The following is a 24345-nucleotide window of genomic DNA, read 5'->3' as shown; positions in this document are numbered from 1 at the left end:
GCTTGAGGGAACGAACCACGGAAATAGAAGTAAACTTCGCCTGGACTGGCAAACTTATCGTAATCATTTGGAAGATTCTTTAATGCGTTCAGAATGACAGAAAGTGGGTGTTGCGCAATCCTAAAAAAAATGCCTCCGATTTTCATCGGAGGCAAATATTAAAAAATTAGCTATATGGTAAATCTTAAATTTTGCTTACTGCTTTACAATTTTGAATTCTGTTCTTCTGTTTAGCTGATGTTCTTCCTCGCTACAGGCTACTCCATTGCCGCATTTGTTTAATAGCCGGGTTTCGCCATAACCTTTAGCCGTAATGCGGTTTTTATCAATACCCCTCGAAATGATATAGGCTACAGCTGATTCGGCTCTTTTTTGTGAGAGGTTCAGGTTGTAAGCATCCTTACCCCTGCTATCTGTATGCGATCCTAATTCAATCCAGATGGTCGGGTTATCAGTCATGATTTTAACCAGTTTATCTAATTCTATCGCAGCATCTGCACGGATGTTCCATTTATCGAAATCGTAATAAATATTTTCGAGCTTTATTGCTTTATTTATCACAATAGGCTCTAAATACAGGTTTTGCGTTAGTACACCTGAAGTTGTTAAGCCAATAGTGGCCAGGTTTTCTACATCGGATCTGTAATTTGTTTTTTCTGCTGATACGTTGTATTCAGATTCTTTTGATAAATTAAATCGATACGCGCCATTTTCATCAGTTTCAGTTTTTAAAATAGTACCGTTTACTTTTGCCAGGGTTACTAATGCCCCTGTAATGGGCTGGTTGTTGCCTTTATCAAACACCCTGCCTTCTAGTTTGAAAGACAGGATCATTTTCTGATCGATGGTATAGATATCATCGCTACCCAAACCACCCTCGCGGTTAGAAGAAAGATAAACAATACCACCTTTTTCATTTAAACTAAAGCCAAAATCATCCTGTGGAGAGTTGAAAGGATAGCCCATATTTTCGATCTGGCCAATGCTGCCACTTTCTCTTAAAGCCTGGTATACATCCAATCCTCCCATGCCAACCCTGCCATCGCTCGAAAAGTAGAAATTGTCCTTTTCGTCAAAAACCGGACTGCGTTCATTGCCTTCGGTATTTACTTCTTTCAGGTTAATGGGTTTGCCCCAATCACCCGCATCTGTTTTCAGGCAAACATAAATATCGGTTCCACCTAACCCACCTGGCATGTTCGAAGCAAAATAAAGGCTATTTCCATCGGTAGTAATAAAAGGATCACCTACAGAATAAGCATTTACATTATTATAAGCAAATGAAACCGGTTCGCCCCAAACACCATCGCTACCTTTTGTACTGCTAAAAATCTCTACATTAACAGTTGTTGGCCGTTTTTTTAATCGCTCCAGTTCGTCGGTAATACGGGTTAACGTAAAATACATGGTATTACCATCGGCTGTAAAGCTTGCCGAACCAACGTGGTACCTGGTACCTGCTTTTATGGGAAATAGCTGAAGACTATCGTTTGATGATGACTTGAAGTACAGTTTAAGGTATCCGTTACCGGTCCAGCCGTATACTTTTTTATCGGGTTCCCTGGATCCGTCGAATTTTAAAAAAGGTCTGTTTTCTGAAACGTGTAGTTTACTATTTGATCTGTCTGAGGTAAAGACAACTCCTTTTTCATATTTAACGGCACCCCAATCGGATTGCGGGCTATTTAAAGTTTTTTGGTTGAAGAGTTCAATTTTCTTTGGATTTTTAATCCATTTTAAAGCAGAATCACAAGATGCAATCCAAATGGCCTGCTGCTTTTCTGATACATCCTTCTTTTTATCAATGTAATTTAAGTATTGAACCTTTGCTTCGCTATATTTGGAATTTTGTTGTAAAGCTTTGGCATAACGTAAGATATTATCCGTGCTGCTGCCAGGCATTTTAGTGGTAATGGCATACCAGCTTTCTGCCTGTTTATAATTATACACTAACGCGTAAGCATTTGCTAAACGTTCTGCGGCATGTAAAGTTTCTTTCTTTTTATAGGCTTGTTCGTATAAATCTATTGCCTTGCTGTAATTAAATAGTTCGTATTCCTTATCAGCATCTTTTAGTACATACTGGGCATTTGCCGAAAAACTGACTGCACATAAACCGAATGCAGACAGGCAAATACCTGTTAAAATTTTATTCATCGCGTTGTTTGGATAGTTGGTCAAAAATACAAAATATAGTTAATTTAAAATACCCTGGGCGCAGCAATTTTGTATTTTGTTTAATAAATAAATCAGCAATGGAAATCTTCTAATTTCCGCTGCTGCAGCCCTGTAAAGGACCAATTTAGAAATCGTAATCATAACCAATCCTAAGCTTTTCAGATGGAAAAACCGGCATCGCTGCCACAGCAGAATTACGCGGAGTAAGATCGCGCTGCACATAGCTTTTATCATACAGTTGGTATACAGAAACAGTATATAAGAAATATTTAGTGCAACTGATTGATGCATTTTAAGCAAACCGAATTTATTAAGTCAGTGTCTTTATTTTTTTTCCGGGCAATTAAATAAAACTTTGGCTGCTTAATCATGTTGATTAAATAATAAACATGATTAATATGAAAACGAAAGATAATAAAAATACAGCTGAGAAAACGCACAAAAGTAAAGGAAGCTCAAAAGAAAAGGCTTCCTTTGATCAGAATGGGGATGGTGCTTCAGATCAATTTGGCCAGGCCGGCTCTACCCCTAATGAATCAGGAGAAAGTGGACCTGGCACTGTAAATAAAAACAAAAAAGCTTAGAAAAGATAAAAAGAGTATTACACTCTTTTTATCTTTCATAGATACTCATCTTTTCAGCCAGTTCTATAATACTTTTTATTTTGAGTTTTTGAAAAAGTCTAAGCTTATATGTACTTACTGTACCCATCTGAAGATTTAACTGATTGGAAATTTCCAATACACCGATACCTTTTGTTAAAAGTTCAGCCACTTCAAGTTCTCTGCCCGAAAGCTTAGTAAAAGGATTATCGGCATCGTTACCCAATATGCTGTTGAACATATTTTCTTTAACATTTCTGCTCGAATAGCGGCTACCAGCAAGAATGGTAGTAATTGCAGTGACGATTTCTGATTCCTCGGCATTTTTGGTTAAGTAACCAGAAGCACCTGATTTTAAATATGGTACAGCATAAATATTCTCATTCAGAGAAGAAAATACAAGAATTTTAGCATTGGGCTGAACCAATTTAATCTGATCTATTACCTTAAGGTTGTTACCTCCAGGCAAGTTTACATCAATGATGATTAAGCTAGGTGATTTTTCTACTTCGACAAGAGCCTGTTCAAGGGTTGACGCGTGAATGATTTCAACACCAGGCCAGAAGTCTGATATTAAACCTTTTAAACCACGGCGAATGATCTCGTGATCATCGGCGATGAGCACTGTAAAAGTGCTTACGGCATTTTTTGTTTTCATTATATTAAGGATATCATGCAAGTTAATAAAAAGTTATTTTTTCTACGCAATTGTAGTGAATTTTTCTTTAAAATGTGTAAATATTATTATACATATTTTAAAAATTTTGTTAAAACACCCTTGGCGTTGCCAATCTTATATTTTGTTTGATGAACGAGTAAGCGATGGAAATCTCATGTGTGCCGCTGCTGTAACCCTGTAAAGGGCCAATTGAAAAATCATAACCATACCCAATCCTTAGCTTTTCAGATGGAAAAATCTGTATCGCTGCTACAGCAGAGTTCCGAGGTGTCAGATCGCGCTGAAGGTAGCTTTTATCATACAGTTTTACACCAGTGCGGTACGAACCGCCAACCCAGATAAAATCTTTGATCATCAGAAAGGCATTCAGATCCAAACTCGTCGGTCCGCCACGGTCGTCTTTCAAAAGGAACGATGGTTTTACCTGAAAATCTTCAGAGAGCGGAAACAAGGCACCTGCGGTTAGGTAATAATGGGGTTTGGGCTGTGGAATAAAAGCATAACGGTCGATATTGATATAGGTGGCGATCAGGTTATCGGCCGAGAAACCAGCATAATATTTATCGTTTGCAAAATAAACCCCTGCCCTGGCATCCGGCACAATGGTACTCTGCATACCTACAGGCTGGTTGGGTTCAGGGTTGTTCGGATTTAACAGCGAGCCATCTATGCCCAACTGCACCATGCCCACACCAAGGCCTAATGCCAGTCTTGAACTCCCATCATCGTTCATCCGGATACGGTAAGCATAGTTACCATAAATGCTCAGGTTCGTTTGTGCACCCAGTTTATCACTGGCCACCTGAAGGGCCAAGCCCACGTTGCCGCTGTTGGCAATGGCATCTACTGCCAGCGACATGCTTCTCGGTGCTCCGGTAATGCCTGTCCACTGGCTCCGGTAAAAACTGTGCACATTCAGCACTTCTTTATAACCCGCATAAGCCGGGTTGATATAGATCCCGTTGAACATATATTGGCTATACTGTGCATCCTGTTGTGCAGATACGGGCCGCGAAAACAGCAAAAACGAACCTGCTAATAATACGATTAGTTTCTTCATCATATCTTTCTTCACCATTAATTTTTAAATGCCCTGATTAGGGTGATATAACCTTTAAATACTTTCCATTCGCTACTTCCGCCTTTTCTGGCGCGTAACAGGTAATAATAAGTTCCTTCATTTAAACCCTCACCTGTCCAATTATTCTGGTAACCTTTGGCGCGGAACACTTCGTTACCCCATCTGTTGACAATGGTAAGGTCGTTTTCAGCAAATTCGGCAAGGCCATTAATCTCGAATGTATCATTAATACCATCGCCATTTGGTGTAAACAGATTTGGAATCAATAAATCACTACCGGTTATAATGGCCGCATCTGCTTTCACCAGGTTATTATTTGATATCGGATCAGGCTGATCTGCTTTTACGCTTGCAGAATTATTCAATTCACCTGAAGCCAGCGTTCTTGCTTTAAAGGTTAGCGTTGCGCTCTGATTTAGATCTAAACTTCCAACCAGCCACACTAAATCTCTGCTGGTAGTCGTATAACTTGTTGTACCAACAGTAACCGTGATTTCTTTAGGTGCATCAATAATGGTCGACAGTTTATCCGTAACGGTAACTCCTGTTGCCCTGTTCGGGCCTTTGTTGGTTACCGTAATTTTATAGGTCACATCATCGCCTGTTTTGATATCGCTTTTGGTTAACAGTTCTTTTGTAATAACCAAATCAGCCGATTGATCTACATCCATCAGTACCTCTGGTCTAATTGTTGTCCCGGCTGCGCTCGTCATTACAACCACATTTTTTATCGTATTGTAGCTGTTTACATCCGGTGCAACTTTCGCATCAAAAGTTAATACTGTGCTCGAATTGGCCTGCATGTTAATTTTCCATTTCAGGGTATTGCCCGTCACGGTACCATAACCGGAAACCGAGTTAGGAACATAAGTTAAACCTGCAGGAAGTTCATCGGTAATAGTTACTCCGTTCAGTGCAGAACCACCTGTATTTTTTACCTGAAGCGAATAAGTCAAAATTTCGTTGGCCTGTGCTTTGCCATCTTTATTGCCTTTGTTATCCGTAACTGATTTGCTACCCTCCAACATTCCATCAGTTGGAATGGATACAGACGGATTCAATGGCGTTAGCGCATTTGCAGGATCGGTTACAGTAGCGGTGTTATTCACGCCTAATACGCCTGAAGGAATAACCGCATTTACAGTGACTTTAAAACTCACCTGTACCTGTCCGTTGGCTGGAATGCTTAAATTGTTCCAGTTTAATATACTGCCAACCAAAGCCGCTCCATTATCTGCACTTCCAACCAGGTAAGTCGTATTAGCCGGAATTGGATCGGTAATTTTCACACCGGTTCTGGCCACATTTCCATTATTTTTAACGGTTATGGTATAGGTCAAAACCTCATTTGCTTCGGCTTTTCCATCATTATTGGCATCAGCAACAGTTTTTGAACTTACAATTTTTGGCAGTTCTAAAATAGTAGGATAATCGTTGTCCTCATCAGTTCCGGAAATATCCGAAATTGGCGTTCCACCTGGTGTTTTAGCCGTAAGTGTGGCTGTGTTTCTCACCGAACCTGCATTTTTCTCTGCCTGCGTAATGGTGTAAACAGCTGTGGCTACCGCGGTTTCATCAGGTGCAATACTTGCAGGTGAGAAAGTAAGCGCTGATGAAATTTTCGGATCAAGCAAACTAAAATTGTTTAACGTAACGTTACCGGTATTTTTTGCCGTAAAAGTATAGGTAACTGAATTTCCATCTGCACTTAAAACACCTGTTTTAACCAAAGCAAGACCTGGTGCCTCTTTAATCAGGAATATGGTAGGATCATCAGGAGCCAAAGTTCTTGGATCATCAGAAAGTTTACTTAATTTATTTGCGCCGGAGTATCTGGCCACCAGATTAGCCTGATTCACAAACCTGCCATTATCAATTTCTGGTTGTGTTAAGGTGTGTCTGGCTAAAATCAGCGCAGTTTCGGAAGGTTCCAATTTACTGATCATTGCAGGTTTAATACTACCCGCGTCTGCACCTTCGTCGGTTACCACAATATCGGTTAGCGTTACATTACCGGTATTGGTGACCTGAATGTTGTACTCAATTACTTTAACTATACCTGCTGCATTAGCAAATACCTTGGTAAACTTAAGTGATGGATTAGGCACGATAGGACTAAAAGTTGCATCATCTGTTGCAGGAGTCGATGGATCGTCTGATACTTTCGCAATCGTATTCCCTTTCGGATCTTTTGCGCTTGCATTGACCTGATTACTGAAGCCACCAGCATTTACATCACTTTGTTTTACCGTATGCTTAGCTGTAATGTTCACCGTAGCACCTGGCAATATGGAAGCAATATTTGAAGGTATTAAACTACCAGTATCGGCATTTGCATCAACCAACACGATATTGGTTAAAGTTACATTTCCGGTATTTTTGAATGCAATGTTGTAATTGATCACATCGCCAGCTTTAGTTGCACTGTTTGCAGCAGATTTAGTCAATGTAAAACCAGGTGTTGGAATTAATTGAGTTACAGTAGCATCATTAGGTGCAGGTGTAGATGGGTCATCAGACAACTGGTTAACCACAATACCTTTATTGTCAGTTAATTTTATCAATGCCTGGTTGGTAAATGAACCGAGGTTGATATCATCTTGTGTTAACGTATGTTTAGCAGTAACCGTTACGCTGGCACCAGGTGCTAAAGTAGAAATATTGGCAGGATTGATCGAACCAGCATCTACAGCGGCATCAGTTACGGTTAAGTTACTTAATGTTACGCTTCCTGTATTGGTAACGGTAAAAGTATAATTGATTGATTCGCCGATTTTCGTCCCTGCAGCACTCGCAATTTTAGTAAAAGTAAATTTCGGACTACCTGAAATAGGGGTTTCAGTAGGATTATCATTCGAATAATCGGTTCCGGAAACATCTGTAATGGCATTTCCAACAGGTGTTTTTGCACTTACAGCAGCGGTATTGGTCACTATACCTGCATCTTTATCGCTTTGGCTTAAAATATAAACCTGGCTATAGGTAAAGTTTGCCCCTACTGCCAATACGTTAGGGAAAGTTTTATTTAAACCTAATTTGGCATCCGTCAATACAATACCACTTAATGCTACATCACCAACATTTGTAATCTTGAAAGAGTAAGTGATGTTATTACCATCAGCACTTAAAATACCTGTTTTAATCAGCGCGATCTTTCCTTTTAACAATGAGGTGGTAACGGTTGATTGATTGTTTGCCTGATCTGGATCTGTTGATGTAGCGGTTGGACTTAATGATACACTATTTACAAGACTTGCCCCTGTAAATGTTGCCGCTACACGAGCATTAATCATTAAGCTCACCTGTTGTCCAGCCAATAGATCTGCTGCCAGAGTAAAGTTTTTTCCTGTTGAACTATAGGTTCCGCCAATTGCATTGTAACTTATATTTTCCAATCCTGCCGGAAGATTTTCTATCAGTCCTATAGATTCACCACTTAATACCGTCGCAGGTCCGTTGTTTTTAATTGTGATCGTATAGCTGATATCGCCATTGGTTTCAACACCTGTTACGTTGGCTGTTTTGCTTACCAGCAGATCTGTTATCCAGTTCGGGATGTTTACCGTTACCACTGCTGTTGAAGTTTTCGTTACATTCAATTTATCCGTAATTTGATAAGTCAACGTATAAACTCCCGGAAGCGTACCGGCCGCAACATTTACCTTTCCAGTTGCTGCATCAATGTTGATTTTCGGATTTGAAGTTGAAATCTGATTGATTATTACAGTAGCTATTGTTGCAGTTGATATATCGTTATACTGATCATTAATCAGGATATTTTCAACAGCCACGCCGCCAGTAAAACCATTTGCTGTTCCCGTATCATCTTTAGCCAAAATTGTATTTGTACCAACCGTGATGGTTACTGTAGCCGTTTTGGTCTGACCAGGATTCAGTTTATCTTCAATCTGGTAAACCAGTGTGTAAGTTCCAGCAGGCGTGTTCGGTGCAACGTTAACCTTTCCGGTGGTTACATCCAGGGTAACATTAGGATTGCTTGTTGAAACCTGGCTTAATTTCACCTCGTTCAGCGTAACAGGGTTTCCGTTGTAGGTATCATTGTCCAGTACATTTGTAACTGCGGTTCCACCAGTAAAGCCATTTGCATTTCCTGAATCATTTGTAGCAGCCAATACAGGTGCACCAACCGTGATGGTTACCGTAGCCGTTTTGGTCTGACCAGGATTCAGTTTATCTTCAATCTGGTAGACCAGTGTGTAAGTTCCAGCAGGCGTGTTCGGTGCAACGTTAACCTTTCCGGTGGTTACATCCAGGGTAACATTAGGATCGGTTGTTGAAACCTGGCTTAATTTCACCTCGTTCAGCGTAACAGGGGTTCCGTTGTAGGTATCATTGTCCAGTACATTTGTAACTGCGGTTCCACCAGTAAAGCCGTTTGCATTTCCTGAATCATTTGTAGCAGCCAATATAGGTGCACCAACCGTGATGGTTACTGTAGCCGTTTTGGTCTGACCAGGATTCAGTTTATCTTCAATCTGGTAAACCAGCGTGTAAGTACCCGCAGGCGTGTTCGGTGCAACGTTAACCTTTCCGGTGGTTACATCCAGGCTAACATTAGGATTGCTTGTTGAAACCTGGCTTAATTTCACCTCGTTCAGCGTAACAGGGGTTCCGTTGTAGGTATCATTGTCCAGTACATTTGTAACTGCGGTTCCACCGGTAAAGCCATTTACATTTCCTGAATCATTTGTAGCAGCCAATATAGGTGCACCAACCGTGATGGTTACTGTAGCCGTTTTGGTCTGACCAGGATTCAGCTTATCTTCAATCTGGTAAACCAGTGTGTAAGTACCCGCAGGCGTGTTCGGTGCAACGTTAACCTTTCCGGTGGTTAAATCCAGGGTAACATTAGGATCGGTTGTTGAAACCTGGCTTAATTTCACCTCGTTCAGCGTAACAGGGGTTCCGTTGTAGGTATCATTGTCCAGTACATTTGTAACTGCGGTTCCACCGGTAAAGCCGTTTGCATTTCCTGAATCATTTGTAGCAGCCAATACAGGTACACCAACCGTGATGGTTACTGTAGCCGTTTTGGTCTGACCAGGATTCAGTTTATCTTCAATCTGGTAAACCAGCGTGTAAGTTCCAGCAGAAGTGTTCGGTGCAACGTTAACCTTTCCGGTGGTTACATCCAGGGTAACATTAGGATTGCTTGTTGAAACCTGGCTTAATTTCACCTCGTTCAGCGTAACAGGGGTTCCGTTGTAGGTATCATTGTCCAGTACATTTGTAACTGCGGTTCCACCGGTAAAGCCATTTGCATTTCCTGAATCATTTGTAGCAGCCAACACAGGTGCACCAACCGTGATGGTTACTGTAGCCGTTTTGGTCTGACCAGGATTCAGCTTATCTTCAATCTGGTAGACCAGTGTGTAAGTACCCGCAGGCGTGTTCGGTGCAACGTTAACCCTTCCGGTGGTTACATCCAGGCTAACATTAGGATTGCTTGTTGAAACCTGGCTTAATTTCACCTCGTTCAGCGTAACAGGGGTTCCGTTGTAGGTATCATTGTCCAGTACATTTGTAACTGCGGTTCCACCGGTAAAGCCATTTGCATTTCCTGAATCATTTGTAGCAGCCAATACAGGTGCACCAACCGTGATGGTTACTGTAGCCGTTTTGGTCTGACCAGGGTTCAGTTTATCTTCAATCTGGTAAACCAGCGTGTAAGTTCCAGCAGGCGTGTTCGGTGCAACGTTAACCTTTCCGGTGGTTACATCCAGGGTAACATCAGGATTGCTTGTTGAAACCTGGCTTAATTTCACCTCGTTCAGCGTAACAGGGGTTCCGTTGTAGGTATCATTGTCCAGTACATTTGTAACTGCGGTTCCACCGGTAAAGCCATTTGCATTTCCTGAATCATTTGTAGCAGCCAATACAGGTGCACCAACCGTGATGGTTACTGTAGCCGTTTTGGTCTGACCAGGGTTCAGTTTATCTTCAATCTGGTAAACCAGCGTGTAAGTACCCGCAGGCGTGTTCGGTGCAACGTTAACCTTTCCGGTGGTTACATCCAGGCTAACATTAGGATTGCTTGTTGAAACCTGGCTTAATTTCACATCATTTAAAGTTGGAGCCGTTGATGTTCCATTATAACCATCATTCGAAAGAATATTATTTACAGCTACGCCTCCTATCAAACCATTTACAGTTCCTGCATCATCATTAGCTAATAATATTCCTGTAGCAATGGTTACCTTAATCGAAGCGGTAGAAGTTTTAGAAGCATCCAGTTTATCGGTGATCGTGTAAGTCAAAGTGTAAATACCGGCCGGGGTATTGGCCGCAACTTTAACCTCGCCAGTTGCCGGATCAAGGGTTACTTTTCCATTGCTGTCGTTGGTGCCATTGGTAATCGTTACATCATTTAAGGTTGGAGCCGTAGTAGTGCCGTTATAAGCATCGTTGGTTAAAACATTGGCTACCGCTGTGCCACCGGTTACCGAGTTCGCTGTTCCCGCATCATCTTTAGCCAAGATCGCACCGGAAGCCACCGTTACTTTTACCGTTGCGGTTGAAGTTTTGCTTGCATCCAGTTTATCGGTGATGGTATAGGTCAAGGTATAAACACCAGCCGGGGTATTGGCCGCAACTTTAACCTCGCCAGTTGCCGGATCAAGGGTTACATTGCCATTGCTGTCGTTGGTGCCATTGGTAATGGTTACATCACTCAAGGTTGCAGCTGCAGTAGTGCCATTATAAGTATCATTGGCCAAAACATTCGCAACTGCTGTTCCGCCTGTTACTGAATTAGCAGATCCAGCATCATCTTTAGCCAAGATCGCACCAGAAGCTACCGTTACTTTTACCGTTGCAGTAGAAGTTTTGCTTGCATCCAGTTTATCGGTGATGGTATAGGTCAAGGTATAAATACCGGCCGGGATATTCGCAGCAACACTTACCGATCCTGTGGTTGGATCAAGCGTTACTTTTCCATTGCTGTCGTTGGTGCCATTGGTGATGGTTACATCATTCAGCGTTGGTGCCGTAGTAGTGCCGTTATAAGCATCGTTGGTTAAAACATTGGCTACCGCTGTGCCACCGGTTACCGAGTTCGCTGTTCCCGCATCATCTTTAGCCAAGATCGCACCAGAAGCCACCGTTACTTTTACCGTTGCAGTAGAAGTTTTGCTTGCATCCAGTTTATCGGTGATGGTATAGGTCAAGGTATAAATACCGGCCGGGGTATTCGCAGCAACACTTACCGATCCTGTGGTTGGATCAAGCGTTACTTTTCCATTGCTATCATTGGTACCATTAGTAATCGTTACATCATTTAAGGTTGGTACCGTAGTAGTGCCGTTATAAGCATCGTTGGTTAAAACATTGGCTACCGCTGTGCCACCGGTTACCGAGTTCGCTGTTCCCGCATCATCTTTAGCCAAGATCGCACCGGAAGCTACCGTTACTTTTACCGTTGCGGTAGAAGTTTTAGAAGCATCCAGTTTATCGGTGATGGTGTAAGTCAAAGTATAAATACCAGCCGGGGTATTCGCAGCAACACTTACCGATCCTGTGGTTGGATCAAGCGTTACTTTTCCATTGCTGTCGTTGGTGCCATTGTTAATCGTTACATCATTTAAGGTTGGAGCCGTAGTAGTGCCGTTATAAGCATCGTTGGTTAAAACATTGGCTACCGCTATGCCACCGGTTACCGAGTTCGCTGAGCCTGCATCGTCTTTAGCTAAGATCGCACCAGAAGCCACCGTTACTTTTACCGTTGCGGTTGAAGTTTTAGAAGCATCCAGTTTATCGGTGATCGTGTAAGTCAAAGTATAAACACCAGCCGGGGTATTGGTCGGAACTTTAACCTCGCCAGTTGCCGGATCAAGGGTTACTTTTCCATTGCTGTCGTTGGTGCCATTGGTAATCGTTACATCATTTAAGGTTGGAGCCGTAGTAGTGCCGTTATAAGCATCGTTGGTTAAAACATTGGCTACCGCTGTGCCACCGGTTACCGAGTTCGCTGTTCCCGCATCATCTTTAGCCAAGATCGCACCGGAAGCCACCGTTACTTTTACCGTTGCGGTTGAAGTTTTGCTTGCATCCAGTTTATCGGTGATGGTATAGGTCAAGGTATAAACACCAGCCGGGGTATTGGCCGCAACTTTAACCTCGCCAGTTGCCGGATCAAGGGTTACATTGCCATTGCTGTCGTTGGTGCCATTGGTAATGGTTACATCACTCAAGGTTGCAGCTGCAGTAGTGCCATTATAAGTATCATTGGCCAAAACATTCGCAACTGCTGTTCCGCCTGTTACTGAATTAGCAGATCCAGCATCATCTTTAGCCAAGATCGCACCAGAAGCTACCGTTACTTTTACCGTTGCAGTAGAAGTTTTGCTTGCATCCAGTTTATCGGTGATGGTATAGGTCAAGGTATAAATACCGGCCGGGATATTCGCAGCAACACTTACCGATCCTGTGGTTGGATCAAGCGTTACTTTTCCATTGCTGTCGTTGGTGCCATTGGTGATGGTTACATCATTCAGCGTTGGTGCCGTAGTAGTGCCGTTATAAGCATCGTTGGTTAAAACATTGGCTACCGCTGTGCCACCGGTTACCGAGTTCGCTGTTCCCGCATCATCTTTAGCCAAGATCGCACCAGAAGCCACCGTTACTTTTACCGTTGCAGTAGAAGTTTTGCTTGCATCCAGTTTATCGGTGATGGTATAGGTCAAGGTATAAATACCGGCCGGGGTATTCGCAGCAACACTTACCGATCCTGTGGTTGGATCAAGCGTTACTTTTCCATTGCTATCATTGGTACCATTAGTAATCGTTACATCATTTAAGGTTGGTACCGTAGTAGTGCCGTTATAAGCATCGTTGGTTAAAACATTGGCTACCGCTGTGCCACCGGTTACCGAGTTCGCTGTTCCCGCATCATCTTTAGCCAAGATCGCACCGGAAGCTACCGTTACTTTTACCGTTGCGGTAGAAGTTTTAGAAGCATCCAGTTTATCGGTGATGGTGTAAGTCAAAGTATAAATACCAGCCGGGGTATTCGCAGCAACACTTACCGATCCTGTGGTTGGATCAAGCGTTACTTTTCCATTGCTGTCGTTGGTGCCATTGTTAATCGTTACATCATTTAAGGTTGGAGCCGTAGTAGTGCCGTTATAAGCATCGTTGGTTAAAACATTGGCTACCGCTATGCCACCGGTTACCGAGTTCGCTGAGCCTGCATCGTCTTTAGCTAAGATCGCACCAGAAGCCACCGTTACTTTTACCGTTGCGGTTGAAGTTTTAGAAGCATCCAGTTTATCGGTGATCGTGTAAGTCAAAGTATAAACACCAGCCGGGGTATTGGTCGGAACTTTAACCTCGCCAGTTGCCGGATCAAGCGTTACTTTTCCATTGCTGTCGTTGGTGCCATTGGTAATCGTTACATCATTTAAGGTTGGAGCCGTAGTAGTGCCGTTATAAGCATCATTGGTTAAAACATTGGCTACCGCTGTGCCACCGGTTACCGAGTTTGCTGAACCCGCATCGTCTTTAGCCAATAAAGCTCCGGAAGCCACTGTTACTTTTACCGTTGCGGTTGAAGTTTTACTTGCATCCAGTTTATCGGTGATGGTATAGGTCAAGGTATAAATACCGGCCGGGGTAGTCGCAGCAACACTTACCGATCCTGTGGTTGGATCAAGCGTTACCTTGCCATTGCTATCATTGGTACCATTGGTAATCGTTACATCATTTAAGGTTGGAGCCGTAGTAGTGCCGTTATAAGCATCGTTGGTTAAAACATTGGCTACCGCTGTGCCACCGGTTACCGAGTTCGCTGTTCCCGCATCATCTTTAGCCAAGATCGCACCGGAAGCTACCGTTACTTTTACCGTTGCGGTAGAAGTTTTTGAAGCATCCAGTTTATCGGTGATCGTGTAAGTCAAAGTATAAACACCAGCCGGGGTATTGGCCGCAACTTTAACCTCGCCAGTTGCCGGATCAAGCGTTACTTTTCCATTGCTATCATTGGTACCATTGGTGATGGTTACATCATTTAAGGTTGGAGCCGTAGTAGTGCCGTTATAAGCATCGTTGGTTAAAACATTGGCTACCGCTGTGCCACCGGTTACCGAGTTTGCTGTTCCCGCATCGTCTTTAGCCAAGATCGCACCAGAAGCCACCGTTACTTTTACCGTTGCAGTAGAAGTTTTTGAAGCATCCAGTTTATCGGTGATGGTATAAGTTAAGGTATAAATACCGGCCGGGGTATTGGCAGCAACTTTAACCTCGCCAGTTGCCGGATCAAGCGTTACTTTTCCATTGCTATCGTTGGTGCCATTGGTAATGGTTACATCATTTAAGGTTGCAGCTGCAGTAGTGCCGTTATAAGTATCATTGGCCAAAACATTAGTAAGAGCAGTTCCACCCGTTACCGAGTTCGCTGAGCCTGAATCATCTTTAGCCAAGATCGCACCAGAAGCCACCGTTACTTTTACCGTTGCAGTAGAAGTTTTGCTTGCATCCAGTTTATCGGTGATGGTATAGGTCAAGATATAAATACCGGCCGGGGTATTCGCAGCGACACTTACCGATCCTGTGGTTGGATCAAGGGTTACCTTGCCGTTGCTATCGTTGGTGCCATTGGTAATCGTTACATCATTTAAGGTTGGAGCCGTAGTAGTGCCGTTATAAGCATCATTGGTTAAAACATTGGCTACCGCTGTGCCACCGGTTACCGAGTTCGCTGAGCCCGCATCATCTTTAGCCAAGATCACACCAGAAGCCACCGTTACTTTTACCGTTGCGGTTGAAGTTTTAGAAGCATCCAGTTTATCGGTGATGGTATAGGTCAAGGTATAAATACCAGCCGAGGTATTGGCCGCAACACTTACCGATCCTGTGGTTGGATCAAGCGTTACTTTACCGTTGCTATCATTGGTGCCATTGGTGATGGTTACATCATTTAAGGTTGCAGCTGCAGTAGTGCCGTTATAAGTATCATTGGCCAAAACATTCGTAATAGCAGTTCCACCCGTTACCGAGTTCGCTGAGCCCGCATCATCTTTAGCCAAGATCACACCAGAAGCCACCGTTACTTTTACCGTTGCGGTAGAAGTTTTGCTTGCATCCAGTTTATCGGTAATGGTATAGGTCAAGGTATAAATACCGGCCGGGGTATTCGCAGCAACACTTACCGATCCTGTGGTTGGATCAAGCGTTACTTTTCCGTTGCTATCATTGGTGCCATTGGTGATGGTTACATCATTTAAGGTTGGAGCCGTAGTAGTGCCGTTATAAGTATCATTGGCCAAAACATTAGTAAGAGCAGTTCCACCCGTTACCGAGTTCGCTGAGCCTGAATCATCTTTAGCCAAGATCGCACCGGAAGCCACCGTTACTTTTACCGTTGCAGTAGAAGTTTTGCTTGCATCCAGTTTATCGGTGATGGTATAGGTCAAGGTATAAATACCGGCCGGGGTATTCGCAGCAACACTTACCGATCCTGTGGTTGGATCAAGCGTTACTTTTCCATTGCTATCATTGGTACCATTAGTAATCGTTACATCATTTAAGGTTGGAGCCGTAGTAGTGCCGTTATAAGCATCATTGGTTAAAACATTGGCTACCGCTGTGCCACCGGTTACCGAGTTTGCTGAACCCGCATCGTCTTTAGCCAATAAAGCTCCGGAAGCCACCGTTACTTTTACCGTTGCGGTTGAAGTTTTACTTGCATCCAGTTTATCGGTGATGGTATAGGTCAAGGTATAAACACCAGCCGGGGTATTCGCAGCAACACTTACCGATCCTGTGGTTGGATCAAGCGTTACTTTTCCATTGCTATCATTGGTGCCATTGGTAATCGTTACATCATTTAAGGTTGGAGCCGTAGTAGTGCCGTTATAAGCATCGTTGGTTAAAACACTGGCTACCGCTGTGCCACCGGTTACCGAGTTCGCTGTTCCCGCATCATCTTTAGCCAAGATCGCACCAGAAGCCACCGTTACTTTTACCGTTGCAGTAGAAGTTTTTGAAGCATCCAGTTTATCGGTGATGGTATAGGTCAAGGTATAAACACCAGCCGGGGTATTCGCAGCAACACTTACCGATCCTGTGGTTGGATCAAGCGTTACTTTTCCATTGCTATCATTGGTGCCATTGGTAATCGTTACATCATTTAAGGTTGGAGCCGTAGTAGTGCCGTTATAAGCATCATTGGTTAAAACATTGGCTACCGCTGTGCCACCGGTTACCGAGTTTGCTGAACCCGCATCGTCTTTAGCCAAGATCGCACCAGAAGCCACCGTTACTTTTACCGTTGCAGTAGAAGTTTTGCTTGCATCCAGTTTATCGGTGATGGTATAGGTCAAGGTATAAATACCGGCCGGGGTATTCGCAGCAACACTTACCGATCCTGTGGTTGGATCAAGCGTTACTTTTCCATTGCTATCATTGGTACCATTGGTAATCGTTACATCATTTAAGGTTGGAGCCGTAGTAGTGCCGTTATAAGCATCGTTGGTTAAAACATTGGCTACCGCTGTGCCACCGGTTACCGAGTTTGCTGAACCCGTATCATCTTTAGCCAAGATCGCACCAGAAGACACGGTTACTTTTACCGTTGCGGTTGAAGTTTTTGAAGCATCCAGTTTATCGGTGATCGTGTAAGTCAAAGTATAAACACCAGCCGGGGTATTGGCCGCAACTTTAACCTCGCCAGTTGCCGGATCAAGCGTTACTTTTCCATTGCTATCATTGGTGCCATTAGTAATCGTTACATCATTTAAGGTTGCAGCTGCAGTAGTGCCGTTATAAGTATCATTGGCCAAAACATTCGTAAGAGCAGTTCCGCCTGTTACTGAATTAGCAGAGCCAGCATCATCTTTAGCCAAGATCGCACCGGAAGCTACCGTTACTTTTATCGTTGCGGTTGAAGTTTTGCTTGCATCCAGTTTATCAGTGATGGTATAAGTCAAAGTATAAACACCCGCCGGGGTATTCGCAGCAACACTTACCGATCCTGTGGTTGGATCAAGGGTTACCTTGCCATTGCTGTCGTTGGTGCCATTGGTAATCGTTACATCATTTAAGGTTGGAGCCGTAGTAGTGCCGTTATAAGCATCGTTGGTTAAAACATTCGTAAGAGCAGTTCCACCAGTTACCGAGTTAGCTGTTCCCGCATCATCTTTAGCCAAGATCGCACCAGAAGCTACCGTTACTTTTACCGTTGCGGTAGAAGTTTTTGAAGCATCCAGTTTATCGGTGATCGTGTAAGTCAAAGTATAAACACCAGCCGGGGTATTGGCCGCAACTTTAACCTCGCCAGTTGCCGGATCAAGCGTTACTTTTCCATTGCTATCATTGGAACCATTGGTGATGGTCACATCATTTAAGGTTGGAGCCGTAGTAGTGCCGTTATAAGTATCATTGGCCAAAACATTCGCAACTGCTGTTCCGCCTGTTACTGAATTAGCTGAGCCCGCATCATCTTTAGCCAAGATCGCACCAGAAGACACCGTTACTTTTACCGTTGCAGTAGAAGTTTTTGAAGCATCCAGTTTATCGGTGATGGTATAAGTTAAGGTATAAATACCGGCCGGGGTATTGGCCGCAACTTTAACCTCGCCAGTTGCCGGATCAAGCGTTACTTTTCCATTGCTGTCGTTAGTGCCATTGGTAATGGTTACATCATTCAGCGTTGGAGCCGTAGTAGTGCCATTGTAGTTATCATTAGCCAAAACATTCGTAAGAGCAGTTCTACCGGTTACCGAGTTCGCTGTTCCCGCATCATCTTTAGCCAATAAAGCTCCGCTTATCAGATGTACCGTAACATTCGCCTGTTTTACATTTCCAGGATTTGCTTTATCCTCTATCTGGTAAACTAACGTATAGTCGCCTACGGGCGTATATGGAAGTACCTTTACCTCACCAGTAGCAGGATTGATGGAAACATTAGGATTACTGCTTGATATCTGCGTGATGGTTACATTGCTTAAAGTGGCTTGATTTCCATTCACTTTATCGTTAACCAAAACATTTCCGACTGCAATGCCACCAATTACTGCATTTAACGTCCCGGTGTCATCAACTGCATAAACACCTATAGGTGTTACAGTAGGCATATCATTGGTAGCCGTGGTACCCGAAACATCGGTTACGTTTCCATTCAAAGGATTTTTACCGGTTACGATTGCTGTATTACTCACAGAACCCAATGCTTTTTCTGCCGCAGAAATCGTGTAAGTTGCGGTAGCCGTAGTGCTGGTGCCTGGAGCTAGCGTTGTAGCTCCCAACGTAATTGCTCCTGTAATTTTACTATCCGATACCACCAGGTTATTAAGGGTTACGTTACCTGTATTTTTTACCGTAAATACATAGTTAATGGTATTGCCATTCAGGTTAAGCGCACTGGTTTTAACTAAAGTAATAGCCGGCGAAAGGATAATATTAACATCAGCAGTTGCTGTTTTTGCTATTGGCAACTCTGTAGTCTGAACACTGGCCGTATTGGTAATTTTACCCGAGTTATTCACAGGTTTACCATTGTTGTTTAAATCTACCTGAGCAACGGTATAAGATCCGCTATAAGTCCAGGTCTCCCCCTTTTCTAAAATATTGTCGGTATTTCCAATTTTTACCGGATTGCTTAAAGTTCCACCTAATAACGGATCATTAACCACCACATTGGTTTGGCTGGCATTTCCGGTATTGGCTACAGTTACAGTATAGTTAATGGTATTTCCAAGCTGATTAACAGTTGCCACATCAGCTAACTTTGTGATAGAGATCGACGAACAAACAGGAACATTTACAATAATGGTAAATGGATTGCCTGCGCAGGTACCTGCACCCGTCGCTCTCGGTATTACCGTATAAGTTATGGTTTGTGCTGCATTACTGTTATTAATTAAGGTCTGATTAATGGCATTACCCATACCGCTTGCTGCACCAGTTACATTGCTGTTGGAATTGACTGTCCAGGTAAATGAAGCGGGCACAGCATTTCCACCCTTGGCTGTGTTACTGATATTTTCGGTTTGAAGATTATAATTGAAATTGCCAGTACAATCTAACGTTTTGGTGTCGTTAAATCCTTTTGGAGTTGAATAAATAGTTACTGTAATCGCTGTACGGCCCGCACTTTCGCAATTATTAGTCGTTTGGCTCGCATAGTACGTGCCGTTGGTCAAAGCAGTAGTCGGAGCTAATGCCGTTCCGCCGGTCGAAGTACTGTACCATTTTATATTAGTTCCTGAAGTAGTTACCAGGTTGGCAACCGTTGCATTCGCAATTTCGCAGAAAGTTTGATTGCCCGCTGTTGGTGCAGGCGCAGCAGTAATACTTACCGTGATCTGGGCACGGCCCGCACTTTCGCAATTATTAGCCGTTTGACTCGCATAGTACGTGCCGTTGGTCAAAGCAGTAGTCGGAGCTAATGCCGTTCCGCCGGTCGAAGTACTGTACCATTTTATATTGGTTCCTGAAGTAGTTACCAGGTTGGCAACTGTTGCATTCGCAATCTCGCAGAAAGTTTGATTGCCCGCTGTTGGTGCAGGTGTAGCAGTAATACTTACCGTGATCTGGGCACGGCCCGCACTTTCGCAATTATTAGCCGTTTGACTCGCATAGTACGTGCCGTTGGTCAAAGCAGTAGTTGGAGCTAATGCTGTTCCGCCGGTCGAAGTACTGTACCATTTTATATTGGTTCCTGAAGTAGTTACCAGGTTGGCAACCGTTGCATTCGCAATCTCGCAGAAAGTCTGGTTGCCCGCTGTTGGTGCAGGCGTAGCAGTAATACTTACCGTGATCTGGGCACGGCTTGCACTTTCGCAATTATTAGCCGTTTGACTCGCATAGTACGTGCCGTTGGTCAAAGCAGTAGTCGGAGCTAATGCTGTTCCGCCGGTCGAAGTACTGTACCATTTTATATTGGTTCCTGAAGTAGTTACCAGGTTGGCAACCGTTGCATTCGCAATCTCGCAGAAAGTTTGATTGCCCGCTGTTGGTGCAGGTGTAGCAGTAATACTTACCGTGATCTGGGCACGGCCCGCACTTTCGCAATTATTAGCCGTTTGACTCGCATAGTACGTGCCGTTGGTCAAAGCAGTAGTCGGAGCTAATGCAGTTCCGCCGGTCGAAGTACTGTACCATTTTATATTGGTTCCTGAAGTAGTTACCAGGTTGGCAACCGTTGCATTCGCAATCTCGCAGAAAGTTTGATTGCCCGCTGTTGGTGCAGGTGTAGCCGTTTTTACGATCACATCAAAAGTAAAAGTTGCTCCACTACAGCCATTGTAAAATGGCGTTACTGTATAACGTACAGTAGCATCAGCTCCAGAGGTATTTAATAAGGTTTGCGAAATTGGTCCGGCAGCATCTGTTGATTGGTTCGAAAACCCGGTGGCAGTTCCATTAGTTAAAGCCGCTGTCCAGGCATAAGTTGTTCCATTTACATTACTAATCGGCGTAACATTAAAGGCAGATGATGAACAAATGGTTGTTCCGGTTGCCGAAGCGGTAAGTGTAGGTACTACATACACCGTTATAGTAAAAGTATTACCTGCACACCCCGAGTAAGTTGGTGTAACCGTATAGGTTGCCGTCTGCAATGTTGTACCTGAATTGGTTAAGGTTTGATTTACAGAAGACTGACCTGTACCAGCTGTTCCGCCAGTAAGGTTTGATGATGAAAGTATGGGAGCCGACCAGGTATAAGTTGTTCCGTTTGGCGCATAAACCGGACTAAAACTAAAGCTACCGGTTTTGCAGATGTAATAAGTTTGATTTGTAATTACCGGACGCGGCGTTACGGTTACCGTTGCTGCCCCAGAAATGGCATTGGTACAACCGTTACCAGAAACAATTGCATGGTAAATTGTGGTAGCCTGAATGTTGGTATAGTTTAACGTCGTCGTCGTATTTGAAATTGGTGTCCAGCTGATGCCATTATCAGTTGATGATTCCCAACGCACAACAGTTGTAGGTGCACCGGTTAAAGTTAAGGTTCCGTTTGATCCAGAACATTGCGTTGCAGAACCTGTTATTATTCCTGTTGAGGTAACGGTTACTGTATGATTCGCCGTTTGCGTTCCGCAGGTGTTGGTTGCTGATGCGGTAATGGTTGCAGTGCCACTATAATTGGCAGACCAGGTTACCTCGCCTGTTGCCGAATTAATTACCCCCGCACCAGAGGGAGATATACTATAACTGATTGAATTACTATTTGCAGCAGCTGCCACATAACTTTCTACTCCTGATCCCTGACATCTGGTAGATGTTGCCCCTCTTGCAAATACTGGTGTACCAAGTGTTCCGACAACAGTAATTTTCCCATTTGTCGTAATTGATGATACACCATAATTGGCAGTAACAGTATAGGTGTAGGTTTGAGATCCCGTTACAGGAACTGTTGGTGTCCCCGTTATAGTAATTCTTTTTGTAGCAGCATCATAATTACCGTTTGTACCTGCAGGCAGGTTAGTCACTACAGCCGAAACCGGATTTCCGGTTAACTGATATACCACATTGGTAATGGCACTCCCTTTACAGATTACTTGTGCGTCATTTCCACTGTACAGCGAAATATTGGCAGGAGTAACTGTAGCTGATGCGGTATTGTTACTTAAAATAGGGTCGTTCTGTGGACCCGTAACGGTTACTGTATTTTTATAGGCATCGGTAACACTTGATGAAACCACCTTTGCGTTAATGGTTAATGTTTTAGTTTCACCTGCCGACATTGCTCCTATCGACCATAAACCCGTAGATGGATTGTATGAAGTACCAGTACTGGCTGTGCTTGAAACATAAGTATATCCTGCAGGCAATAAATCCGTAGCAGAAACCCCAATCGCATTTCCAGTTCCGGTAACCGTACCTGAAGCAACATTTGAGTTTTTAATTGTTACTGTAAAAGTGACAGTTGTTCCAAGTCCCGGAGAAGGATCGCTAACCGTTTTACCTCCTATCAGGTCGACGTTACATAAAGCAACAGTAATCGGTAAAGATTGTGCACTCATTCCACAATCTAATTTTGAAGTTACCGTATATGTTCCTGAAACCGGTGCCACATACGTATTATTGACGGCGCCAGGAATAGCAACTCCATCTAAATACCACTGAAAAGGGGCAATACTTGAAGGATCGGCGGTTAACAGGGCCGAAGCACAATCAGTTTGTGTGAAAGTTGGTTTCAATGCCTTTTCCGGAAAAGGCGAAAGAAAATTCGACATCGAAAATCCTCCGCCCTGCTGAACCATATTAACAGTTAACCTGGAAGTACTGCTAAGGGTTATGACATTTGGATTTCCAATTTCAGTATTATCAAAGTCAATGATATACTGTCCGGTAGATCCCATCTGCCTTCTTACCCCAACCCCTGAAATGGTTTCTATATTTTTATTGGTATAGCCATTATCTGTTGATAACCACACAATAGCAGTGGGATCCTGTAAAATAATATAGGAGAAGTAAGGCAGATCTCTACTCTCGTTTAAGTCGCGGAATTTAACCGTCTCTACTCTTTTTGATCCTCCACAAGAAGAAATCGGCGCAAGCGTGGCCACATCCACTTCACAATCCTGTGCGGTACCCGAATACGCCACTATATTTTTGTTCGAAACGATACGGCTGGAAGAATAAATCTGTCCGTCCTGATGATTATTGTTTCCTGCCCCTGCAATTCCATTTGGAAAGGTTACAAAACTTCCTGCTGCAATCAAATTATAGGTATTTGTACTCTGTAAAATACCTGCTGTATTAAAATTGTAAACGGTGATGGATGTGTTGGCTTCCGACGCAATTACCGTAGTTTGTTCTGCAATGTTATTTCCCGCACCCCTGACTACTACATACTCGTTCCCTAACGCTGTTATCGGCGGTACCGGATTACTCGCACCATCATAACACTCTGTGGTATAGGTTGGTGCATCAAATTGCGCACTGGTATTCATCACTGCTGGTCCAGATGTTTCAACCAGTGATCCCATAGCCGCTGTAAACAAGTAACTCTGCCCGGCATTTAACGTTGTGGTTGCCACGCCGTTTATACTTACAACCGTGCTATTTTCAATCGCCATAACGCTATAAACCGGCTTATGCTGCCTTGTGGCATAGTTTGGATAGCTGCTGGTATAAATTTCACCATCACGGTAATAACCTACCCTGAATTTATTTCCTATCGCCGCGTCGCCAAAACTGAAAAGGGAAGAATTACCTTTGATATAATCATCGTTACTTTGATCGGATGCCACGTTCCTGATATTAACGCTGATTGCTGAAGCAGCCTCAACGATAAGTCCGGCAGCATTGATATTTGTATTTAAATTAAAATAAGGAAAACTGGTAACTGCACCAGAAAATCTGTATTTAGCCGGCGTACCTGCCACCACATTATTCAACGTGGTAATTAAAGTTCCATCACTTTTTTTTACGGTAACAGAAATTGGTGTTGTACTCACTGTAGAAACGATTAATTCATTCGCCACCGTAAAGTACTGCCATGGAGCAGGAGCAATATAATGTTTCTTGTAAGTTTGTGCGCTAACTGAAGAGGCAGAAAACATCCAAAACAATGAAAAGATTATTAGTTTAAAATAGTTTTCTTTGAGGTAACTTGAAGAGATGAGCTGTATCAATTTATTCATTTTCCACTGTGGGATATTTTGGTAATTATTGCTTTTTTTGCTTAAAATTTTCTCATTCGATGAGCACTATGTCCTAGAAAATGTTAGGGTTCTTAAAACAAATCCTCTGCTTAGCTGTTAGTATATCAGGTGAGGATTTTTTTACTGAAAATGAACATACTTTATAGGAGACAGACAACGTTTTAAAAACCA

General features: G+C 43.2%; 5 protein-coding genes. 1 reads left to right on the top strand and 4 read right to left on the bottom strand.

The genetic code is table 11. From position 1 onward, the window contains the following. Positions 1 to 195: 195 nt before the first annotated feature. Entirely contained in the window at positions 196 to 2157 is a 1962-nt protein-coding gene (locus ABEG20_RS06105; RefSeq protein WP_406826498.1) for an OmpA family protein, read from the bottom strand. A gap of 419 nt (positions 2158 to 2576) precedes the next feature. Between ABEG20_RS06105 and ABEG20_RS06100 the strand changes: the two genes are divergently transcribed. Continuing rightward, entirely contained in the window at positions 2577 to 2762 is a 186-nt protein-coding gene (locus ABEG20_RS06100) for a hypothetical protein (RefSeq protein ID WP_406826497.1), read from the top strand. 28 nt (positions 2763 to 2790) lie between these two features. Here ABEG20_RS06100 and ABEG20_RS06095 read toward each other — a convergent pair whose 3' ends face one another. The 3 genes from ABEG20_RS06095 to ABEG20_RS06085 form a co-directional block, all read right to left on the bottom strand. After that, complete coding sequence (locus tag ABEG20_RS06095; RefSeq protein ID WP_265853082.1) at positions 2791 to 3438, bottom strand: response regulator transcription factor; 648 nt, start codon at positions 3436 to 3438, stop codon at positions 2791 to 2793. Between the two features lie 109 nt (positions 3439 to 3547). Then, positions 3548 to 4522 carry a type IX secretion system membrane protein PorP/SprF gene (locus tag ABEG20_RS06090; RefSeq protein ID WP_406826496.1) on the bottom strand — a complete coding sequence of 325 codons (975 nt, stop codon included), beginning with the start codon at positions 4520 to 4522 and terminating at the stop codon, positions 3548 to 3550. 14 nt (positions 4523 to 4536) lie between these two features. After that, complete coding sequence (locus ABEG20_RS06085) at positions 4537 to 24153, bottom strand: PKD-like domain-containing protein (RefSeq protein ID WP_406826495.1); 19617 nt, start codon at positions 24151 to 24153, stop codon at positions 4537 to 4539. Positions 24154 to 24345: the final 192 nt, after the last annotated feature.

This window comes from Pedobacter sp. KACC 23697, from assembly GCF_045348445.1.
Taxonomy (GTDB): domain Bacteria; phylum Bacteroidota; class Bacteroidia; order Sphingobacteriales; family Sphingobacteriaceae; genus Pedobacter.
Note: the sequence above shows the minus strand (reverse complement) of the source record. Positions and strands in the feature narration are given on the sequence as shown.